The 17,547-nt window shown below is 65.8% G+C and carries 12 protein-coding genes; 11 read left to right on the forward strand and 1 reads right to left on the reverse strand.

Annotated features, from left to right (window positions below; genetic code table 11):
- Window positions 1–68: 68 nt before the first annotated feature.
- Window positions 69–1,697 carry a TldD/PmbA family protein gene (locus ACVOLQ_RS13250; RefSeq protein ID WP_481528327.1) on the forward strand — a complete coding sequence of 543 codons (1,629 nt, stop codon included), beginning with the start codon at window positions 69–71 and terminating at the stop codon, window positions 1,695–1,697.
- Between the two features lie 290 nt (window positions 1,698–1,987).
- Here ACVOLQ_RS13250 and ACVOLQ_RS13255 read toward each other — a convergent pair whose 3' ends face one another.
- Window positions 1,988–2,761 (reverse strand): SDR family oxidoreductase, encoded by a 774-nt coding sequence (locus ACVOLQ_RS13255; RefSeq protein ID WP_481528328.1) that lies wholly within the window; start codon window positions 2,759–2,761, stop codon window positions 1,988–1,990.
- Between the two features lie 106 nt (window positions 2,762–2,867).
- Between ACVOLQ_RS13255 and ACVOLQ_RS13260 the strand changes: the two genes are divergently transcribed.
- The 10 genes from ACVOLQ_RS13260 to ACVOLQ_RS13305 all read left to right on the forward strand — a co-directional run bounded on the left by ACVOLQ_RS13260 (window position 2,868) and on the right by ACVOLQ_RS13305 (window position 17,177).
- The gene (locus tag ACVOLQ_RS13260; protein WP_313173881.1) at window positions 2,868–3,767 is read left to right on the forward strand and encodes a LysR family transcriptional regulator; all 900 of its coding nucleotides are present in this window, start codon (window positions 2,868–2,870) and stop codon (window positions 3,765–3,767) included.
- Window positions 3,768–4,071: 304 nt separating this feature from the next.
- Window positions 4,072–5,706: a TldD/PmbA family protein gene (locus tag ACVOLQ_RS13265; RefSeq protein ID WP_481528329.1), complete on the forward strand. Its 1,635-nt coding sequence runs from the start codon at window positions 4,072–4,074 to the stop codon at window positions 5,704–5,706.
- 21 nt (window positions 5,707–5,727) lie between these two features.
- Window positions 5,728–7,062: a TldD/PmbA family protein gene (locus ACVOLQ_RS13270; RefSeq protein WP_313173879.1), complete on the forward strand. Its 1,335-nt coding sequence runs from the start codon at window positions 5,728–5,730 to the stop codon at window positions 7,060–7,062.
- Between the two features lie 369 nt (window positions 7,063–7,431).
- The gene (locus ACVOLQ_RS13275; RefSeq protein WP_481528336.1) at window positions 7,432–8,133 is read left to right on the forward strand and encodes a DUF4159 domain-containing protein; all 702 of its coding nucleotides are present in this window, start codon (window positions 7,432–7,434) and stop codon (window positions 8,131–8,133) included.
- 16 nt (window positions 8,134–8,149) lie between these two features.
- Window positions 8,150–9,145 (forward strand): AAA family ATPase, encoded by a 996-nt coding sequence (locus tag ACVOLQ_RS13280; protein WP_481528330.1) that lies wholly within the window; start codon window positions 8,150–8,152, stop codon window positions 9,143–9,145.
- A 15-nt stretch (window positions 9,146–9,160) separates the two neighbouring features.
- Window positions 9,161–10,063, forward strand: coding sequence for a DUF58 domain-containing protein (locus tag ACVOLQ_RS13285; RefSeq protein WP_481528331.1), 903 nt, complete (start codon window positions 9,161–9,163; stop codon window positions 10,061–10,063).
- Window positions 10,060–11,208, forward strand: coding sequence for a BatA domain-containing protein (locus tag ACVOLQ_RS13290; RefSeq protein WP_481528332.1), 1,149 nt, complete (start codon window positions 10,060–10,062; stop codon window positions 11,206–11,208). The genes ACVOLQ_RS13285 and ACVOLQ_RS13290 overlap by 4 nt, the downstream gene beginning before the upstream one ends.
- Window positions 11,205–13,346, forward strand: coding sequence for a hypothetical protein (locus ACVOLQ_RS13295; protein WP_481528333.1), 2,142 nt, complete (start codon window positions 11,205–11,207; stop codon window positions 13,344–13,346). Before ACVOLQ_RS13290 ends, ACVOLQ_RS13295 begins: the two co-directional genes overlap by 4 nt.
- The gene (locus ACVOLQ_RS13300) at window positions 13,343–15,070 is read left to right on the forward strand and encodes a carboxypeptidase regulatory-like domain-containing protein (protein WP_481528334.1); all 1,728 of its coding nucleotides are present in this window, start codon (window positions 13,343–13,345) and stop codon (window positions 15,068–15,070) included. The genes ACVOLQ_RS13295 and ACVOLQ_RS13300 overlap by 4 nt, the downstream gene beginning before the upstream one ends.
- Before the next feature lie 160 nt (window positions 15,071–15,230).
- The gene (locus ACVOLQ_RS13305; RefSeq protein WP_481528335.1) at window positions 15,231–17,177 is read left to right on the forward strand and encodes an N-acetylmuramoyl-L-alanine amidase; all 1,947 of its coding nucleotides are present in this window, start codon (window positions 15,231–15,233) and stop codon (window positions 17,175–17,177) included.
- Window positions 17,178–17,547: the final 370 nt, after the last annotated feature.

Genomic DNA, 17,547 nt, shown 5'->3' on the forward strand with positions numbered 1-17,547 from the left:
CCTGCCGCGCCGAGATTCCAAGGTCCTGTGCGGTGCAAGGCATCGCTGGCCCTGGAGTTCTACCGCTCATGCAACGCCGTCAGTTTCTTTCGCTTTCCGGCCTCGGCCTCGCCGGGTTCATGCTGCCCAATGCCCAGCTGATCGCGGCCGAGGAGTTGCTGGCACCGGCCGATGTGGCCAAGAAGAAACTGCTGGCCGACACCGTGCTGGCGCTGGCCAAGCAGGGCGGTGCCAGTTACTGCGACGTGCGCATCGGCCGCTACCTCAACCAGGCCATCGTCACCCGCGAAGACAAGGTGCAGAACGTCACCAACAGCGAGTCGGCCGGGGTCGGCATCCGCGTGATCGTCAACGGCGCCTGGGGCTTTGCCGCCAGCAACCAGTCCACCCCGCAGGGCGTGGCCGCCGCCGTGGCGCAGGCGATTGCCATTGCCAGGGCCAACGCGAAGATCCAGACCAAGCCGGTGCAGCTGGCACCCACGCCGGGCGTGGGCGAGGTGCAATGGAAGACGCCCATCCGCCAGAACGCGATGGCGGTACCGGTCAAGGACAAGGTCGAGCTGCTGCTGTCGATCAATGCGGCGGCGATCAATGCCGGTGCCAACTTCATCAATTCGCAGCTGTTCCTGGTCAACGAGCAGAAGTACTTCGCCTCCAGCGACGGCTCCTGGATCGACCAGGACGTGCACCGCATCTGGCTGCCGTTCACCGCCACCGCCATCGACAAGGCCAGCGGCAAGTTCCGCACCCGCGCCGGACTGTCGGCGCCTGCCGGCATGGGTTGGGAATTCCTGGACGGCAACGCCGCCGACAAGCATCAGCTGCCTGGTGGCGTGATCGGCTACGGCCATACCTACGACCCGGTTGAAGACGCCATCGCCGCGGCCAGGCAGGCACGCGCCAAGCTCACCGCCCCGTCGGTGAAGCCGGGCAAATACGACCTGGTGCTGGACCCGTCCAACCTGTTCCTGACCATCCACGAAAACGTCGGCCACCCGCTGGAGCTGGACCGCGTGCTTGGCTACGAAGCCAACTACGCCGGCACCAGCTTCGCCACGCTGGACAAGCGCGATGCCGGTTTCCGCTGGGGCAGCGACATCGTCAACTTCACCGCCGACAAGACCGCGCCCTATAGCCTGGGTGCGGTGGGCTACGACGATGAAGGCGTGAAGACGCGCAAGTGGGACCTGGTCAAGGACGGCATCCTGGTCAATTACCAGGCCACCCGCGACGAGGTGCATATCCTCGGCGAGAACGCCTCGCACGGCTGCAGCTATGCCGATTCGTGGAAGAGCGTGCAGTTCCAGCGCATGGCCAACGTGTCACTGGCGCCGGGCAAGACGTCGCTGACCCCGGCGCAGATGGTCAAGGACGTGGAGAACGGCATCTATATCCACGGCCGTGGTTCGTACTCCATCGACCAGCAGCGCTACAACGCGCAGTTTGGTGGTCAGCTCTGCTACCAGATCAAGAATGGCGAGATTGCCGGCATGGTCGAGGATGCGGCCTACCAGATCCGCACGCCGGAGTTCTGGAATGCCTGCAGCGCGATCTGCGATGAGCGTGACTTCCGCATGGGCGGCTCGTTCTTTGACGGCAAGGGCCAGCCTGGGCAGGTGTCGGCGGTGTCGCATGGTTCGGCGACGACGCGCTTTGATGGGGTGAACATCATCAATACGGCGCGGTCGTTGGGGTAAGGCGTAAAGCTGCCCTCACCCCAACCCCTCTCCCGCAGGCGGGAGAGGGGCCATCAGATCGCAAACTTGGGTGGCATACAAAGCCCCTCTCCCATCGGGAGAGGGGTTGGGGTGAGGGTACGGGCGAAGCCGCGCTGCAGGGGGTTGCTAGCAATAGCGATGGGGGCACCGGCGAATGCTCAAGCACGACTTGACCCGGTTGTCGTCTTTGATCCCCACCACCGGACTTCGTCCCTACCCTCATCCGCCCCTTCGGGGCACCTTCTCCCGAAGGGAGAAGATCAGCAGCTTCAGCGCGTCGTATACCCACCATTGACCAGAATCGTCTGCCCGGTCATCCACCAGCCCTCGGATACCAGGAAGCGCACCCACGGCACGATGTCCTCAATGTCGGTCAATCCGGTTTTGGAGAACGGCGACAGCGCCGCTGCAGTCTTGTGGTACGCGACCGCATCGGCACCTTCGGCAGGATAGAAGAACGGGGTATCCATCGGTCCCGGGCCAATCGCCGTCACCGATATCCCACGTTCGCCAAATTCCTTCGCCGCCGCACGGGTGTAATGCTCCACCGGCGCCTTGGTGCCGGCATAGCTGGAATAGAACGGGGTGAATGCACCCAGCAAGGACGTCACCAGCGTGCATGCCTTGCCGTTGTCGGCGAGGTTGCGGCCGGCTTCCTTGAGGAAGAAGAACGCGGTCTTGTTGTTCACCGCATCCATGGCGTCGAACTCGGCCTCGCTGATCTGTGTCATCTGCTTCTTCAGCACCTTGCCGACCGTGTTGATGGCGATATCGATGCGGCCCATGGCCTGCTTGGCGTCATCGAACAACTGCTCCATCGCCGCAGCCGAGGTCAGGTCGGCCTGGAACAGATGCGCATTGGCGCCGGCCGCACGCACCGCCTCGGCCGTGGCCTCGGCTTCGGCGCGCGCAGCCTCGCTGTTGTAGTGGATGGCCACGCTGCTGGCCCCCTGCTTGGCGAAGTCGCGGGCCAACAAGCCGCCCAGGTTCTTGCCGCCGCCGGCAATGAGGACGGTCTTGCCGTGGATGCGATGGTCGGTCATTGCGAACTCCTGTGGCTTGGGGAATGCCAACAGAGCCTATCGACTTGGATTTGCGGATAAAGACGGTCATTCTGACTTCACTTGTCGGCCTATCCGTACAATCGCCATGGATCGTATCGAGCTGTATCGCGTTTTTGTGCGGGTAGTGGACTGCGCTGGCTTCACCCGCGCGGCCGATCAGCTCAAGCTGCCGCGCTCCACCGTGTCGGAGGCGGTGCGCACGCTGGAACAACGCTTGGGCACCCGCCTGCTCCATCGCACCACCCGCCAGGTCACGCCAACCCAGGATGGGCTGCTGTTCCACGCGCGCTGCCAGCAGCTGATCGCCGATGCGGACGAGGCCGAGCAGTTGTTCCGGCAATCGCCACAGCGTTTGAGCGGGCGGCTCAAGGTGGATGTGCCCGGCCGCATCGGCCGCCTGATCATCGCCCCTGCTTTGCCCGGCTTCCTGCAGGCGCACCCGCAGATCGATGTCGAGTTGGGCATGACCGACCGCAGCATCGATCTGGTCGAAGACGGCGTGGATTGCGCGCTGCGGGTTGGGCCGCTGCAGGACTCGCGCCTGGTCGCACGCGGCATTGGCCAATTGCCGCTGATCAATGTGGCCAGCCCCGCCTATGTGGAGCGGCACGGCATGCCCATGCATCCCTCGCAGCTCGGCATGCATTGGGGTGTGCTCTACGCCTCGCCCGGCAATGGCCGGGTCGAGGCCTGGGAATGGCGCGAGAACGGCATTCTTCGCAGCCAGCCCCTGGCCGGGCGCGTCACCGTCAACAGTGCCGAGGCCTATATCGCCTGCTGCCTTGCCGGCCTGGGCCTGATCCAGATTCCCGCCTACGACGTGGGCACCGAATTGGCGGCCGGCAAGCTGCTGGAGGTGCTGCCCGGCTACCGCGCCGACCCCATGCCGATGCATCTGCTGTTCCCGCATCGCCGCCATCCGTCGCAGCGGTTGCGGGTGTTCGTGGAGTGGCTGCAGCAGGTGTTGGGGCAGGTGGTTGGGTGACTGGATGCTTTGCCTGCTTGCCTGCCAGCAAGCAGAGCAGAAGCCTACCCCTCCCCCACCCTCCCCTTCGCTATGCGAAAGGGAGGGAGTAAGCCCGCGTCCTTCTGGCAACAGGTGAAAGGGGAGCTTGGGGAGGGATGAGGCGTTCGCAGAAGTACAAATAACCCTGCGCTTCCATGCCTAAAGTCACTACCGCTGCAAACACCGGCCCGCAAGAATCGAATGGTTCGCAGACCACCGCGAAGCCATCGTCGTTTGTTGCCGTAGCGCCCGCCTTGCGGGCCTTGCCCCGTGGAGAGCAGCCTTGCAGAGACGTGACTTCCTTGCCCTGACCGGGCTTACCGCTGGCGGCCTGATGGTGCCGTCCTTCTTCGGCAAGGCCATCGCCGCCGAACAACTGCTGACCGCGCTAGACCCGGCCCTGAAGAAGCGCCTGGCCGACGACGCGCTGAATGCGGCCAAGGCCGCCGGCGCCACCTATTGCGACGTGCGCATCGGCCGCTACCTGCGTCAGTTCGTGATCACCCGCGAGGACAAGGTCCAGAACGTGGTGAACACCGAGTCCACCGGCACCGGCATCCGCGTCATCGTCAACGGCGCCTGGGGCTTTGCCGCCACCAACGACCTGAGCCCAGCCGGCGTGGTCAAGGCCACGCAGCAGGCGGCTGCCATCGCCAAGGCCAATGCCAAGGTGCAGACCGCGCCGGTGCAGTTCGCCAAGGCGCCCGGCTACGGTGAGGTCAGCTGGCGCACGCCGATCAGGAAGAACGCGATGGAAGTGCCGATCAAGGACAAGGCCGACCTGCTGCTGGGCGTGAACGCCGCAGCCATCGGCGCCGGCGCCAGCTTCGTCAACTCCATGCTGTTCCTGGTCAACGAGCAGAAGTACTTCGCCTCCACCGATGGTTCCTACATCGACCAGGACGTGCACCGCATCTGGGCGCCGATGACGGTCACCGCCATCGACAAGGCCAGCGGCAAGTTCCGCACCCGCGACGGCCTGTCCTCGCCGATGGGCCTGGGCTTCGAATACCTGGATGGCGAGGCCTCGGGCAAGACCGTGCTGCCGAACGGCGTCATCGTCTACGGCCAGTCCTACGACATGCGCGAAGACGCCATTGCCGCCGCCAAGCAGGCGCAGGAAAAGCTCAAGGCGCCGTCGGTCAAGCCGGGCAAGTACGACCTGGTGCTGGACCCCTCGCACACCTGGCTGACCATCCACGAGGCTGTTGGCCATCCGCTGGAACTGGACCGCGTGCTCGGCTACGAAGCCAACTACGCCGGTACCAGCTTCGCCACCCTGGACAAGCGCGAGCAGCACTTCCAGTACGGCAGCGACAAGGTCAACATCTTCGCCGACAAGACCCAGCCCGGCTCGCTGGGCGCGGTGGCCTACGACGACGAAGGCGTCAAGACCAAGCGCTGGCCGCTGATCACCGACGGCAAGCTGGTCGACTACCAGACCATCCGTGACCAGGCACATATCCTGGGCAAGACCGAGTCGGACGGCTGCTGCTATGCCGACTCCTGGTCCAGCGTGCAGTTCCAGCGCATGGCCAATGTGTCGCTGGCGCCGGGCAAGACCCCGTTGTCGGTGGCCGACATGATCAAGAACGTCGAGAACGGCATCTACATCATCGGTGACGGTTCGTTCTCCATCGACCAGCAGCGCTACAACGCGCAGTTCGGTGGCCAGCTGTTCTACGAGATCAAGAACGGCCAGATCACCCGCATGCTGGAAGACGTGGCCTACCAGATCCGCACCCCGGAGTTCTGGAACGCCTGCAGTGCCGTGGCCGACGAACGCGACTACCGCCTGGGCGGCTCGTTCTTCGACGGCAAGGGCCAGCCTGGCCAGGTCTCGGCCGTGTCGCACGGCTCGTCCACCGCCCGTTTCGACGGCATCAACGTCATCAATACCGCGCGCAGCCTCGGCTGATCGTCAAGGAGCTTCTGAACCATGAGCATCTTCACCGAACAGGAAGCCAAGGCCATCCTGGACAAGGTCATCGCGCTGTCCAAGGCCGATGAATGCACCGCCACGCTGGCCGGCTCGGTCAGCGGCAACATCCGTTTCGCGCTGAACAACGTCTCCACCAGCGGCATCGTCAGCAACGCCGAACTGGCCGTGCAGGTGGCCTTTGGCAAGCGCGTGGGCACGGCCTCGATCAACGAGTTCGACGACGCCTCACTGGAGCGCGTGGTCCGGCGCGCCGAGGACCTGGCCAAGCTGGCACCGGAGAACCCGGAGTTCATGCCGGCCATCGGCAAGCAGGACTATAAGCCCAGCCCCACCTTCAGCGCCTCCACCGCCGCGATCGACCCGGATTTCCGCGCCAAGGTCGCGGCCGATTCGATCGCTCCCTGCCGCGGACACGGCCTGATCGCCGCCGGCTTCCTGGAAGACGGCAATGGCTTTGTCGCCATCGCCAACAGCAACGGCAACTTCGGCTACCAGAAGTCGACCAGCTTCGATTACACCTGCACGGTGCGCACCGAAGACGGCCGTGGTTCGGGCTGGGTGGGTCGCAACCTGAAGGACGCGTCCGACTTCAAGGCCGACCAGGACATCGAGATCGCCAAGCGCAAGGCCACCGAATCGGCCGAGGCCAAGGCCCTGGAGCCGGGCAAGTACACGGTCATCCTGGAGCCGGCTGCTGCTGCAGGCCTGATCAGCTTCATGATGAATTTCTTCGACGCCCGCTCGGCCGATGAAGGCCGCAGCTTCCTGTCCAAGAAGGGCGGTGGCAACAAGCTGGGCGAACAGGTCTACGACCCCAAGGTGAACCTGTACGCCGACCCGTGGCACCCGGAAGCCCCGGTACTGCCGTGGGATGGCGAGGGCATGGCACGCGAGCGCATGGCCATCATCGAGAACGGCAAGGTCGCCAACCTGGACTACTCGCGCTACTGGGCGCAGAAGCAGGGCAAGACCGCCAGCGCCAACGCCGGCAACCTGCTGATGAGCGGCGGCACCAAGTCGATTGCCGAGCTGGTGCGTGGCACCGAGAAGGGCATCCTGGTCACCCGCACCTGGTACATCCGCATGGTCGACCCGCAGACCGTGCTGCTGACCGGCCTGACCCGCGACGGCACGTTCTACATCGAGAACGGCCAGATCAAGCACCCGGTGAAGAATTTCCGCTTCAACGAATCGCCGGTGATCATGCTCAACAACATCGATGAACTGGGCAAGCCGGTGCGTGTGGCCGGTGATGAGTCCAGCTTCGTGATGATGATCCCGCCGATGAAGCTGCGTGACTTTACCTTCACGTCGTTGTCGGATGCGGTGTAAGGGCTCTGCTCTTGGCTTTGGTTTTCGCTTTGGTTTTCGCTTTGGTTTTCGCTTTGGCCTTGGCTTTTAACTTCGGCTATTAAATTCGGCATTTAGCTTCTGCTTTTAGCTTTGGCTTCTAGCTTTGGCTTCTAGCTTTGGCTTCTAGCTTCGGCTTTTGCCTTTTGCATTTGAAGTTGCAGTTGCAGTTGCAGTTGCTTCATCCCTTCTCCCGCCTGCGGGAGAAGGTGCCCCGAAGGGGCGGATGAGGGGAAGCTTTTAAAGCTCTTGCTTCAAGGGCTTCAAAAGCGCCCTCACCCCAACCCCTCTCCCGCAAGCGGGAGAGGGGCTTTCAGCACTTTGAGATTGTGGCCCTTGTCCCCACCCTGTCTGACGCGAGCGCAATTCCTTCACCTGCTGCTGGGCGGCGCGGTGAGCGCTGCGTTGCCGGGCATCGTGCGCGCGCAGGCCAGCCGCTACGACTTCTGGTTTACCCGCCTGCGCTACGACTCCGGTGACTGGGACGTGGACGCGCGCATGCCGTCCAACCTGATCACCTCGCTGGTCGATTACACCACCCTGCGCGTGGACCCCAAGGAACACGTCATCGCACTGTCCGACCCGAAGATGCTGGCCGCACCGTTCTGCTACCTGGCCGGCCACAAGCTGGTCGAGTTCAACCCGGAAGAGCGGCGCAACTTCGAGCGCTATGTGCGCAACGGCGGCTTCGTCTTCGTCGATGACTGCAACCACGACATCGACGGTCTGTTCGCCACCTCCTTCGAAGCACAGATGCGCAGCATCTTCGGCGCCAACGCAATGAAGAAGCTGCCCAATACCCACGCCATCTACAACAGCTTCTTCAAGTTCCCCGAAGGCCCACCGGCCACCGGTTTCGAACTCAATGGCTGGGGTGATGACCTGGTCCACGACTACCTCAAGGGCATCGAGATCGATGGCCGGCTGGGCGTGCTCTACAGCAACAAGGACTACGGTTGCGAATGGGATTACGACTGGCGCAACAAACGCTTCCTGGCCGAAGACAACACCAAGTTCGGCGTGAACATCGTGATGTACGCACTGACGCATTGACCCCATAGGTGACCGCATGACTGCCCCCGATCCCAGCCACGATGTCGACTCCCTGCTGCCGCGCCTGAGCGAGCTGCGCAGCGCGCTCGCACAGGCCGTGGTCGGCCAGCACGCCGTTGTCGAACAACTGCTGATCGGCCTGCTGGCCGGCGGCCACTGCCTGCTGGAAGGCGCACCCGGGCTGGGCAAGACCCTGCTGGTGCGCTCGCTTGGCCAGGCGCTTGAGCTGCAGTTCCGGCGCGTGCAGTTCACCCCCGACCTGATGCCCAGCGACATCCTCGGTACCGAACTGCTGGAAGAAGACCATGGCACCGGCAAGCGCGCGTTCCGCTTCCAGCAGGGCCCGATCTTCACCAACCTGCTGCTGGCCGACGAACTCAACCGCACCCCGCCCAAGACCCAGGCCGCGCTGCTGGAGGCGATGCAGGAACGCACCGTCAGCTACGCCGGCACCACCTACGCCCTGCCCTCGCCGTTCTTCGTGCTGGCCACGCAGAACCCGATCGAACAGGCCGGCACCTATCCGCTGCCCGAAGCCCAGCTCGATCGCTTCCTGCTGCACGTCCGCGTCGACTACCCGACGGAAGCAGAAGAACGCGACATCCTCGCCCAGACCACCGGCAGCCACAGCGGCGCCGTACCCAAGGTGATGGACGCCGAGGCGGTGAAGGCCTTGCAGACCGCCGTGCGCGATGTGCACATCAGCCCCGACCTGCTCAGCTGGATCACCCGTCTGGTGCGCGCCAGCCGCCCCGGCGATGGCGCACCGGCCGAAGTGAACAACTGGATCAAATGGGGCGCCGGCCCGCGCGCCGGCCAATCGCTGGTGCTGGCCGCCAAGGCGCGCGCCCTGCTGCAGGGCCGCTTTGCCGCCACCCGCGAAGATGTGCAGGCCTTGGCTGCACCGGTGATGCGCCATCGCCTGCTGCTGTCCTTCGCCGCCGAGGCCGAGCACAAGAGCGCCGATGACGTGATTGCCGCGCTGCTGCGCGCGGTGCCAATCCCCGCCTGATACGAACGCTGACGCATGGCTGCCGCCACGCCACCGCTGATCCCCGCCGATGTGCGCAGTCGCCTGCGCAGCCTGCGGCTGTGGCCGCAGCGGGCCAGTGGCAGCCGCGGCATCGGTACGCATGCCAGCCGCAGCCGTGGCGCCGGGCTGGAGTTCGCGCAGTACCGCGCCTACGAGCCCGGCGACGAACTGCGCCAGATCGACTGGAAACTCTATGCGCGCTCGGACCGTTTCTTCGTGCGCGAATCCGAGCGCGAAAGCCCGGTCACCGTCTGGCTGCTGCTCGACTGCAGCGCCTCGATGGGCCAGGCCGACCGCACACGGCCGGAGTGGCAGCGGCTGGATGCGGCCAAGGCAGTGCTGGCCTGCGTGGCCGAGCTGGCCCTGCAGCAAGGCGATGCCTTCGGCCTGATCGCCCTGGGCGGTGACAGTGTGCAGTTGCTGCCGGCCGGCGACGGCCTGCGCCAGCGCGACCGCCTGCATCTGCAGTTGCATGCACTGCGTGCTGCAGGGCAATGGCCGCCACAGCAGAAGCTGTCGCCCTTGTGGGAACGCATCGCCAGCAATGATCTGGTGGTGATGATCGGCGATGGCTTCGATGCGGCGGAGGTCGAACTGGCCGAGCGCCTGGCCAAGGCCGGTCGCGATGTGGTGCACCTGCAGTTGCTGACCGTGGAGGAACGGGATTTCCCGTTCCGCGATGGTCACCGTTTCCGCGATCCGGAAACCGGCGATGAGCTGCTCAGCGATGGCGCCGCTGTGCGCACCGACTACCTTGCCCGCTTCAAGGAAGCACAGCGCGTACTGGATGCGCGCCTGCAGGCGGCCGGTATCCGCCATGACACCGGCTATCTGGATGAGGCCATCGACGCGCCCCTGCAGCGCCTGTTTGGCCGCCGCGCAGGGAACGGCGCATGAGCCTGCTGTGGCTGTTCCCGGCAGGCTTCATCGCCTTGGCCGCCTTGCTGCTGCCATTGCTGATCCATCTTGCCCGGCGCAGCGAACAGCGCATCATCGATTTCGCTGCACTGCGCTGGTTGTCGGCCAAACCACGGCCGCGCCGCCGCATCCGCTTTGACGAATGGCCGCTGCTGCTCCTGCGCCTGCTGTTGCTGGCCCTGCTCGCCGTGCTGCTGGCACGGCCGGCACTGACCGGCGTGGCCGACACGCAGGCCCGCGTCGCGGTGCTGCCCGGCCTGGACGTCGCCACCGCGCAAGCGGCCGTGGCTGCAAACGATGCGCAGTGGCTGTGGTTGGCGCCGGGCTTCCCGCGCATCGATCAGAACAACGCACCAACGCCGAAGCAGCCTATCGCCAGCCTGTTGCGTGAGCTGGATGCCAGCCTGCCAGCCGACGCCACGCTTACCGTGGTGGTGCCGACGGTGCTGGATGGACTGGATGCACAACGCGTGCAGCTCTCACGTGCGGTGCACTGGCAGGTAATCGAACAGGCCCCGGCAACGAACGCGGCGACCGTACCGCCAGCACCGCGCTTGCAGATCCGCCATGACGCGATCGGCACGCAAGGGCTGCGCTACCTCAACGCGCTGGCCAGTGCCTGGAACAGTGCCAAGCCCGATACGGCGGGCGACGATACCGCGTTCACCGACACACAGGCACTGCACCTCTGGCTATCGGCCAAGCCATTGCCGGCAAGCGTGCTCGCCGAGCTGCAGGCCGGCAGTCCGCTGCTGGTGGACGCACGCACGCCGGTGCCTGCAGATGCACAACGCACGCCACTGTGGCGCGATGCTGCAGGCACGCTGGTACTGGAACAGATCAGCAGCGCGCAGGGACATTGGCTGCGCTGGGCCGCACCGCTGCAGGCCTCCACCCTGCCGGTGCTGCTGGAGGCCGACTTTCCCGCACAGCTGCGCGCCATCGTGCAGCCACCAAGCATCCCGCGACGTGCGCTGGCGGCGGGCATGCAGCCGCAGGCCGGCGCTGCCGCCTACCCGCAGGCGGCAACCGAACTGAGCCACTGGCTGCTGCTGGCCATCGCCCTGCTGTTCCTGCTTGAGCGTTGGCTCGCCAGCGCACCGCGCCGCCGGGGTCCGCCATGAAGGCGCGCGAGCTGCTGCAGGCGGCACGAAGACGCCGCCTGCTGATCACCCTGGTAGCCGGCCTGCCGGCGGCGCTTGCGGTGGCCGCGCTGGTGGCGCGCATGCTTGGGCTGGACGCGGCCTACATCGTCGGCACCGGCGCAGCGCTGCTGGTAGCCGCAGTTGCGATGTGGCGCGCCCGCCGCCTGGATACACGCTGGCTGATCAAACGCCTGAACGAGCATCCGCAGCTGCAGGACAGCGCCGACCTGCTGTTCGCCGCCAGCGATAAGCTCAATCCGCTGCAACAACGCCAGCGTCGCCATGTCGAGCACCAACTGCAGCGCGATCCACCGGACCTGCGCCCACGCTGGCCGTGGCGCGCGGTGGTGCTGTGGTGGTTGCTTGCCATGCTGCTGGTCAGCGCCGCGCTGCTATGGCCACGCGCAGCGGGCGTGACCGGCACCGATGCCGGCCCCGCAACGACCGAGCGCGCGGCACGCGGCACCGCACCGGTACTGCGGGGCACTTGGCTGCAGGTCACACCGCCCGCCTATAGCGGCCAGGCCGCAAGCGCGGGCGAAAAACTCGATGCGCGTGCCCTGCAAGGCAGCCAGCTGCAATGGCGCCTGCAGTTTTCGCCACACCCACAACAGGCATGGCTGCAGTTCCACGATGGCCGCCGCGTGGCCCTGCAGCGCGATGGTGACGATTGGCGCGGCAGCGACGTAGTGCAGCGCGCAGGCCTGTACCGCATCCATACCAGCCCGGCCATGGCCGAGGCCGGCCGCGCCTATCGGCTGGAGGTGGTGGTGGACCGCCCACCGCAGGTGAAGGTGATCGAGCCCGCGCAGACACTCAACCAGGCCGCACCGCGGCAACGCAGCTGGCAGCTGCGCTTCGAGGCCAGCGACGACTTTGGCGTCAACAACACCGCAACGCTGGATGTCACCACCGCCAAAGGCACGGGCGAGAACATCAGCTTCCAGCAGCGCCAGCTCAACCTGAGCGGCAGCGGACCAGCCACGGCGCGACGCTTTGCCTATAGCGCCGATCTGGCCGCGCTTGGGCTGGAGCCGGGCGACGAAGTCGTCGCACGCCTCACCGTGCGTGACAACCGCAGCCCGCAGCCACAGGAGGCGCGCAGCGCCAGCCTGATCCTGCGCCTGCCCAGCGAGCAGCAGGTGCAGGCCAGCGATCTGGAAGGCGCAATCAAGAAGGTGATGCCGGCCTACTTCCGCAGCCAGCGGCAGATCATCATCGACGCCGAAGCCCTGCTGAAACAACGCGGCAGCCTGGACGCCGACACCTACACCAAGCGCGCCGATGCAATCGGCGTGGACCAGCGTATCCTGCGCCTGCGCTACGGCCAGTTCCTCGGCGAGGAAGCCGAAGGCGGTGCCAAGCCACCGCCGACCGGCGACCTGCCGACCGGTGATGCGCCCACCGCCGACAGCCATGCCGATCACGCCGACGATGACGGCCACGACCATGGCGGCAGCAACGGCAGCGCGCCGGTATTTGGCAGCGCCACCGACGTGCTGTCCGAGTACGGCCACACCCACGACCACGCCGAAGCCGCCACCCTGCTGGACCCGCAGACCCGCGCCATCCTGAAGTCCGCGCTCGACCAGATGTGGCAGTCCGAGGGCCATCTGCGTCAGGGCCATCCAGACCAGGCGCTGCCCTACGCCTACAAGGCGCTGGGCTTCATCAAGCAGGTGCAGCAGGCCGAACGCATCTACCTGGCGCGCGTGGGCAGCGAGCTGCCGCCCATCGACATGGCCCGGCGCATGACCGGCAAACGCGATGGCTTGGGCAATCGAGGCGTGCAACTGGCGGCAAGGCCCACCGCCGACGGCGTGGTTGCCAGCGCCTGGCAGGCACTGGCCGCGCCCACCCAGGCCGTGGATCTGGATGCACTCACGCGTTGGCTGGATGCCCATCCCGATGCCGTGCCCGATTCGCTGGATGTCGTAGCCGCCGTCGATGCATTGCGCCAGCAGCCCGATTGCCAGCGTTGCCGGCAGCAGCTGCGCGACCAGCTGTGGCCGGCATTGCGGCGCGCCGAAGGTCCGCCAGCACGTCGCAACGCCGCCGATGCCGGCGGACGCCGCTACCTTGAAGCACTCGGCACGCCAACGGATCCCGCCCGATGATGTCCTGGCTGCCCTTGCTGCTGATCGTGCTTGCCGTACTGCTTGGCAGCCTGCGCTTTGCGCTGGCACCACGCCCGTCCGCGCCCCGATTGGCTACCCTGCTGGTGCTGCAGCTGCTCGCCGCCTTGCTGCTGTATTTCACCCTGCAACCACCTGCGCGCCCCGGCCATGCCGGCACCCTGCTGGTAGCCAGCGCCGGCACGGATGCCGCAGCGCTGGCATCCGTGCCTGCCGCAGCCGTTGTGCGTCTGCCTGAGGCACCGGCACTGCGCGACGCAACGCCGGTGCCGGACCTGGCAACCGCGTTGCGCCAGCACCCGGGCACACGCGACGTGGTGATCGTCGGCCAGGGCTTGCCCGCACGCGATCGCGATGCGGCCTTGCCGGCGGTGCGCTTCCTGCCGAACGCCGCGCCGCGTGGTCTGGTGGAACTGCAGGCGCCGCCCTTGCTCGCACCGGGTGCCAGCTTCAACGTGCATGCCCGTGTGCAAGGCCTGCCCAGCGCACGCGTGGAACTGCTGGATCCGGCCGGCCATCGCGTCGCCATCGCCGCGCCGGACAAGGCTGGCCGCGTCACGCTCGGCGCCAGTGCGCGCGATGCGGGCGACGTGCTGTTTGCCCTGCGTGTGCTCGATGAGCGCGGCCAGGTGCTGGACCAACTGCCGGTGCCGGCGCGCGTGCGCGCCATCACCGCGCCCACCCTGCGCCTGCTGGCCGGCGCGCCCGGGCCGGAGCTGAAGTACCTGCAGCGCTGGGCCACCGATATTGGCGCCAACGTACAAACCAGCATGCTGGTAGGTGGTGGTCTTCAACTGGGCGATGCACCGGCGGCGCTGGATGCAGCCACGCTGGTACGCCTTGATCTGCTGGTGCTCGACGAGCGTCGGCTTGCGGCGCTGTCTACCACGCAGCGCAACGCAATCAGCGCGGCAGTCCGTGCTGGTCTGGGCGTACTGGTGCGCACCAGCGGCGCGCTGGATGGCAATGCACGCCGCGCCCTGCGCGAGTGGGGCCTGCAGGTACGCGGTGGCGACCAGATCAGACCGATAGCCCTGCAAGGTTCCACCAATGAAGGACAGGACGCCACCACGCTCAGCGTCGAGCGCTTCAACATCGACATCAGCAGCCCCGACGTCGTGCCCTTGCTGGTCGCGGCAGATGGCAGCGCGATCGGTGGCTGGCGTGCCCTAGGCCTGGGCCGCGTAGGCCTGCTGCCGATCACCGACAGCTATGCCTTGGTACTGGCCGGGCATGCAGGGGCGCATGCCGAGCTGTGGAACGCGGTGTTGTCAGCCGTGGCAAGGCCAAGCACCAGCGTGCCCCCACCTGCGCTGCCGGCCTGGGCATGGCGTGGCGAGCGCATCAGCCTGTGTGGCTTGAAGGCCCCGGTGAGCGTGATTGCCGAAGATGAAAGCCGCACTGCGCTGCTGCCCGATCCCGCAGCCGGTGGCTGTGTAGCCGCCTGGCCACAGCATGCCGGTTGGCACCGCATCGACGCGGCCGGGCAACAGGAAAGCCTGCTGCTACTGGACCCGGCCAAGGCTGCGGCCATGCACGCACAGCAGATGCGCGAAGCCACCCTGGCGTTGAGCGGTGGTGTGACGCGTACCGCGCCGCTGCCCATCCCCGGCCCACGCTGGCCGTGGTTGTTGGGTTTCGTGATCGTCGCCGCCGCGTTGTGGTGGTTCGAGCGCCGACGCACGGTTCAATCTGCGTCCGCTTGATTTCTACCTGCACTGCACGCGCATAACGTGCTGCGCGGTTGCGACGCACGTCCACCAAGGGCATGACAGCGATCACTGATTGATGCCGCTCTTCACCCGTCGGCAACGTCGCTGCGGTAGAAACACGGGTGCAGGGGGTTCCAAGCTAGGGGTCCTACCGATGATGCACCGTCATACCGCCGTGCTGCTGTCTGCCGTCATCACCAGTGCCGTAGTTGTTCCCGCACTTGCCCAAACCGCCATCAAGGCACCTATCGCCGACACTGAACAGGTGTTGGAGATGCAGTTGAAGATGGAGGAAGCGCGCCTGCTGCCCTTGCGGGCGATGTATGTGCGCTATTTCCAGCAGGCTTACCGCCGCTACCCCAGCATCCCGCGTGGCACGCTGGAATCGCTGGCCTATGTGCAAAGCCGCTGGTCGCCCTTGCAACCCGATACCAGTGACCAGGACCACGCCCACCTGCGCATGCCACCGTCGTGGGGGGTGATGGGCCTGTATGCCGGCGGTGGCTTTGAAGACCAGGTGGGCGAAGCCGCCAAACTGCTGGGCGTTTCCAGCGCCGCGGTGCGCACCGACGCTGCCACCAACATCCTGGCGGCAGCGGCCTTGCTGGATGCGCAGATCCGCCAGGACCATCCCGCTGCCGCCACCGCCGGTGCGCCGACGCCGGAGGCCATCCGCGCGGCCCTGATGCGCTATGCCGGCTATACGCCGCGCGATGCGGCCGTAACTGCGCGCAGCGCGATCGATGACTATGCGCGCACCAGCTTTGCCTATGACGTTTTGCTGGCCCAGGACCGCGGTGTCAACGACCGTGGCATCGTGGTGCCGGAGCGCGCAATCGCGTGGGAGCAGGCCTTCGACGCACCGCAACTGGTCACGCTGCGCGCACCGATGGTGCGGCTGGATGTCAGCAAGGACCGCGTCGAAACCGATGCCTACCAAGTGGATCCGATCAGCGAGACCTTGCAGGCACGCAGTACCAGTGCGTCGAAGACGTTGGCGGCACCCGCACTGGATGCGGGCATCCAGAGCACCGACTATGGTCCGGCAATCTGGAGTGCAGCCTCGGCGTCAAACTACACTGCCTCACGCTCGGCGGCGGTAAGCGCGGTGACGATACACACCGCCCAGGGCAGCTATGCCGGCACCATTTCCTGGTTCAAGAACGCTTCCGCGCAGGTCAGCGCGCACTACGTGATCCGTTCCTCCGATGGCCAGGTGACGCAGATGGTGCGCAATGCAGATACCGCCTGGCATGTGCGCAACCAGAACAGTTATACGCTGGGCATCGAGCACGAGGGCTATATCGACAACAGCTCGTGGTACACCAATGCCATGTACGAGTCATCGGCGGCGCTGGTCCGCAGCTTCTGCAGCACCTACAGCGCGATCAGCTGCGCCAGCGCCTACAGCGGCGCGTCCAGCAGCGGCATCAACGTGCTGGCCACCAGCGTCAAGATCAAGGGCCACCAGCACTACAGCGGCCAAACCCATACCGACCCGGGCATCAACTGGAACTGGTCCAAGTACTACGCGCTGTTGAACCCGGGCAGTGGCGGCGGCACCGGTACGGTGACCTATCTGGATCGTTTTGAAAGCAGCGTGGGCCATTTCAATACCAGTCCCAGCTACTCGGGCAGCACCACCGGCATCAGCACCGCCTCCACCGCAACGCGCGATTGCACCACGCAGAAAAACGGCAGTTGTTCGTTGCGGGTATTGTTGAAGGACGACACTGCCAGCACTGCGGCATGGGCAGTGCGGCTATTGTCCGGCAGCGGCACGCCGGCCAGCAATACCGCGTTGACGCGCAGCAATGGCGTGGTGGGCTTCTGGGTGTGGAGTGGCGGCAGCGGTACGTCGGTCGGCTTGGGCATCGACGACAGTGATGGCACCGAGCGTTCGACCAGCAAGGCGATAGCGGCCAATACCTGGACCTATGTGTCGTGGTCGTTGAGCGATGCAGCGCAGTGGAATGCCTGGGTGGATGGCAATGGTGCGATCACCGCCAGCACCGTGAAGCTGGATGCGATATGGCTGTACCACGCCAACACCGCGTATGACGTCAATGTGTATATCGATGACGTGCAGATAAAGAACTGAGTGGGGTAGTTCGGGTAGGTGTGGATTTGGTGTGCCCGGGGTTCCGCGTGAGGAGCCCCGGGTGCGCTGCGCTTACCCGGGCTACGGTTTGTGGGCTTTGGTAGCTGCTGTTTGCCCTCCCTTCTTCGCTTGCGTTAAGAACAGGCGTTTACGAGCCAACGGCTCGTGACTTTTCGTACGCCTCGCGCGCTACGCGGGGCAGGGGCGCTGGCGAGGTGGCCCAAGAGCTTTCCCCGCGAAGGCGGGGGCGGACCGGGAAAAGCTTTGGCTTTGGCTTTGGCTTTGGCTTTTGCGGTGGGAGAGGGTGAGGGTGATGGTATGGGTGTGGCGGAGGGTGAGGGTCTGGGTGGGGGTAGTGGTAGTGATGCTC

This window comes from Stenotrophomonas sp. STEN031 (assembly GCF_056759975.1).

Bases quoted from the DNA above. Each gene is read 5' to 3' on its own strand.
- ACVOLQ_RS13250 (WP_481528327.1), top strand. From the start codon at position 69: ATGCAACGCCGTCAGTTTCTTTCGCTTTCCGGCCTCGGCCTCGCCGGG.
- ACVOLQ_RS13255 (WP_481528328.1), bottom strand. From the start codon at position 2,761: ATGACCGACCATCGCATCCACGGCAAGACCGTCCTCATTGCCGGCGGC.
- ACVOLQ_RS13260 (WP_313173881.1), top strand. From the start codon at position 2,868: ATGGATCGTATCGAGCTGTATCGCGTTTTTGTGCGGGTAGTGGACTGC.
- ACVOLQ_RS13270 (WP_313173879.1), top strand. From the start codon at position 5,728: ATGAGCATCTTCACCGAACAGGAAGCCAAGGCCATCCTGGACAAGGTC.
- ACVOLQ_RS13280 (WP_481528330.1), top strand. From the start codon at position 8,150: ATGACTGCCCCCGATCCCAGCCACGATGTCGACTCCCTGCTGCCGCGC.
- ACVOLQ_RS13285 (WP_481528331.1), top strand. From the start codon at position 9,161: ATGGCTGCCGCCACGCCACCGCTGATCCCCGCCGATGTGCGCAGTCGC.
- ACVOLQ_RS13290 (WP_481528332.1), top strand. From the start codon at position 10,060: ATGAGCCTGCTGTGGCTGTTCCCGGCAGGCTTCATCGCCTTGGCCGCC.
- ACVOLQ_RS13295 (WP_481528333.1), top strand. From the start codon at position 11,205: ATGAAGGCGCGCGAGCTGCTGCAGGCGGCACGAAGACGCCGCCTGCTG.
- ACVOLQ_RS13300 (WP_481528334.1), top strand. From the start codon at position 13,343: ATGATGTCCTGGCTGCCCTTGCTGCTGATCGTGCTTGCCGTACTGCTT.
- ACVOLQ_RS13305 (WP_481528335.1), top strand. From the start codon at position 15,231: ATGATGCACCGTCATACCGCCGTGCTGCTGTCTGCCGTCATCACCAGT.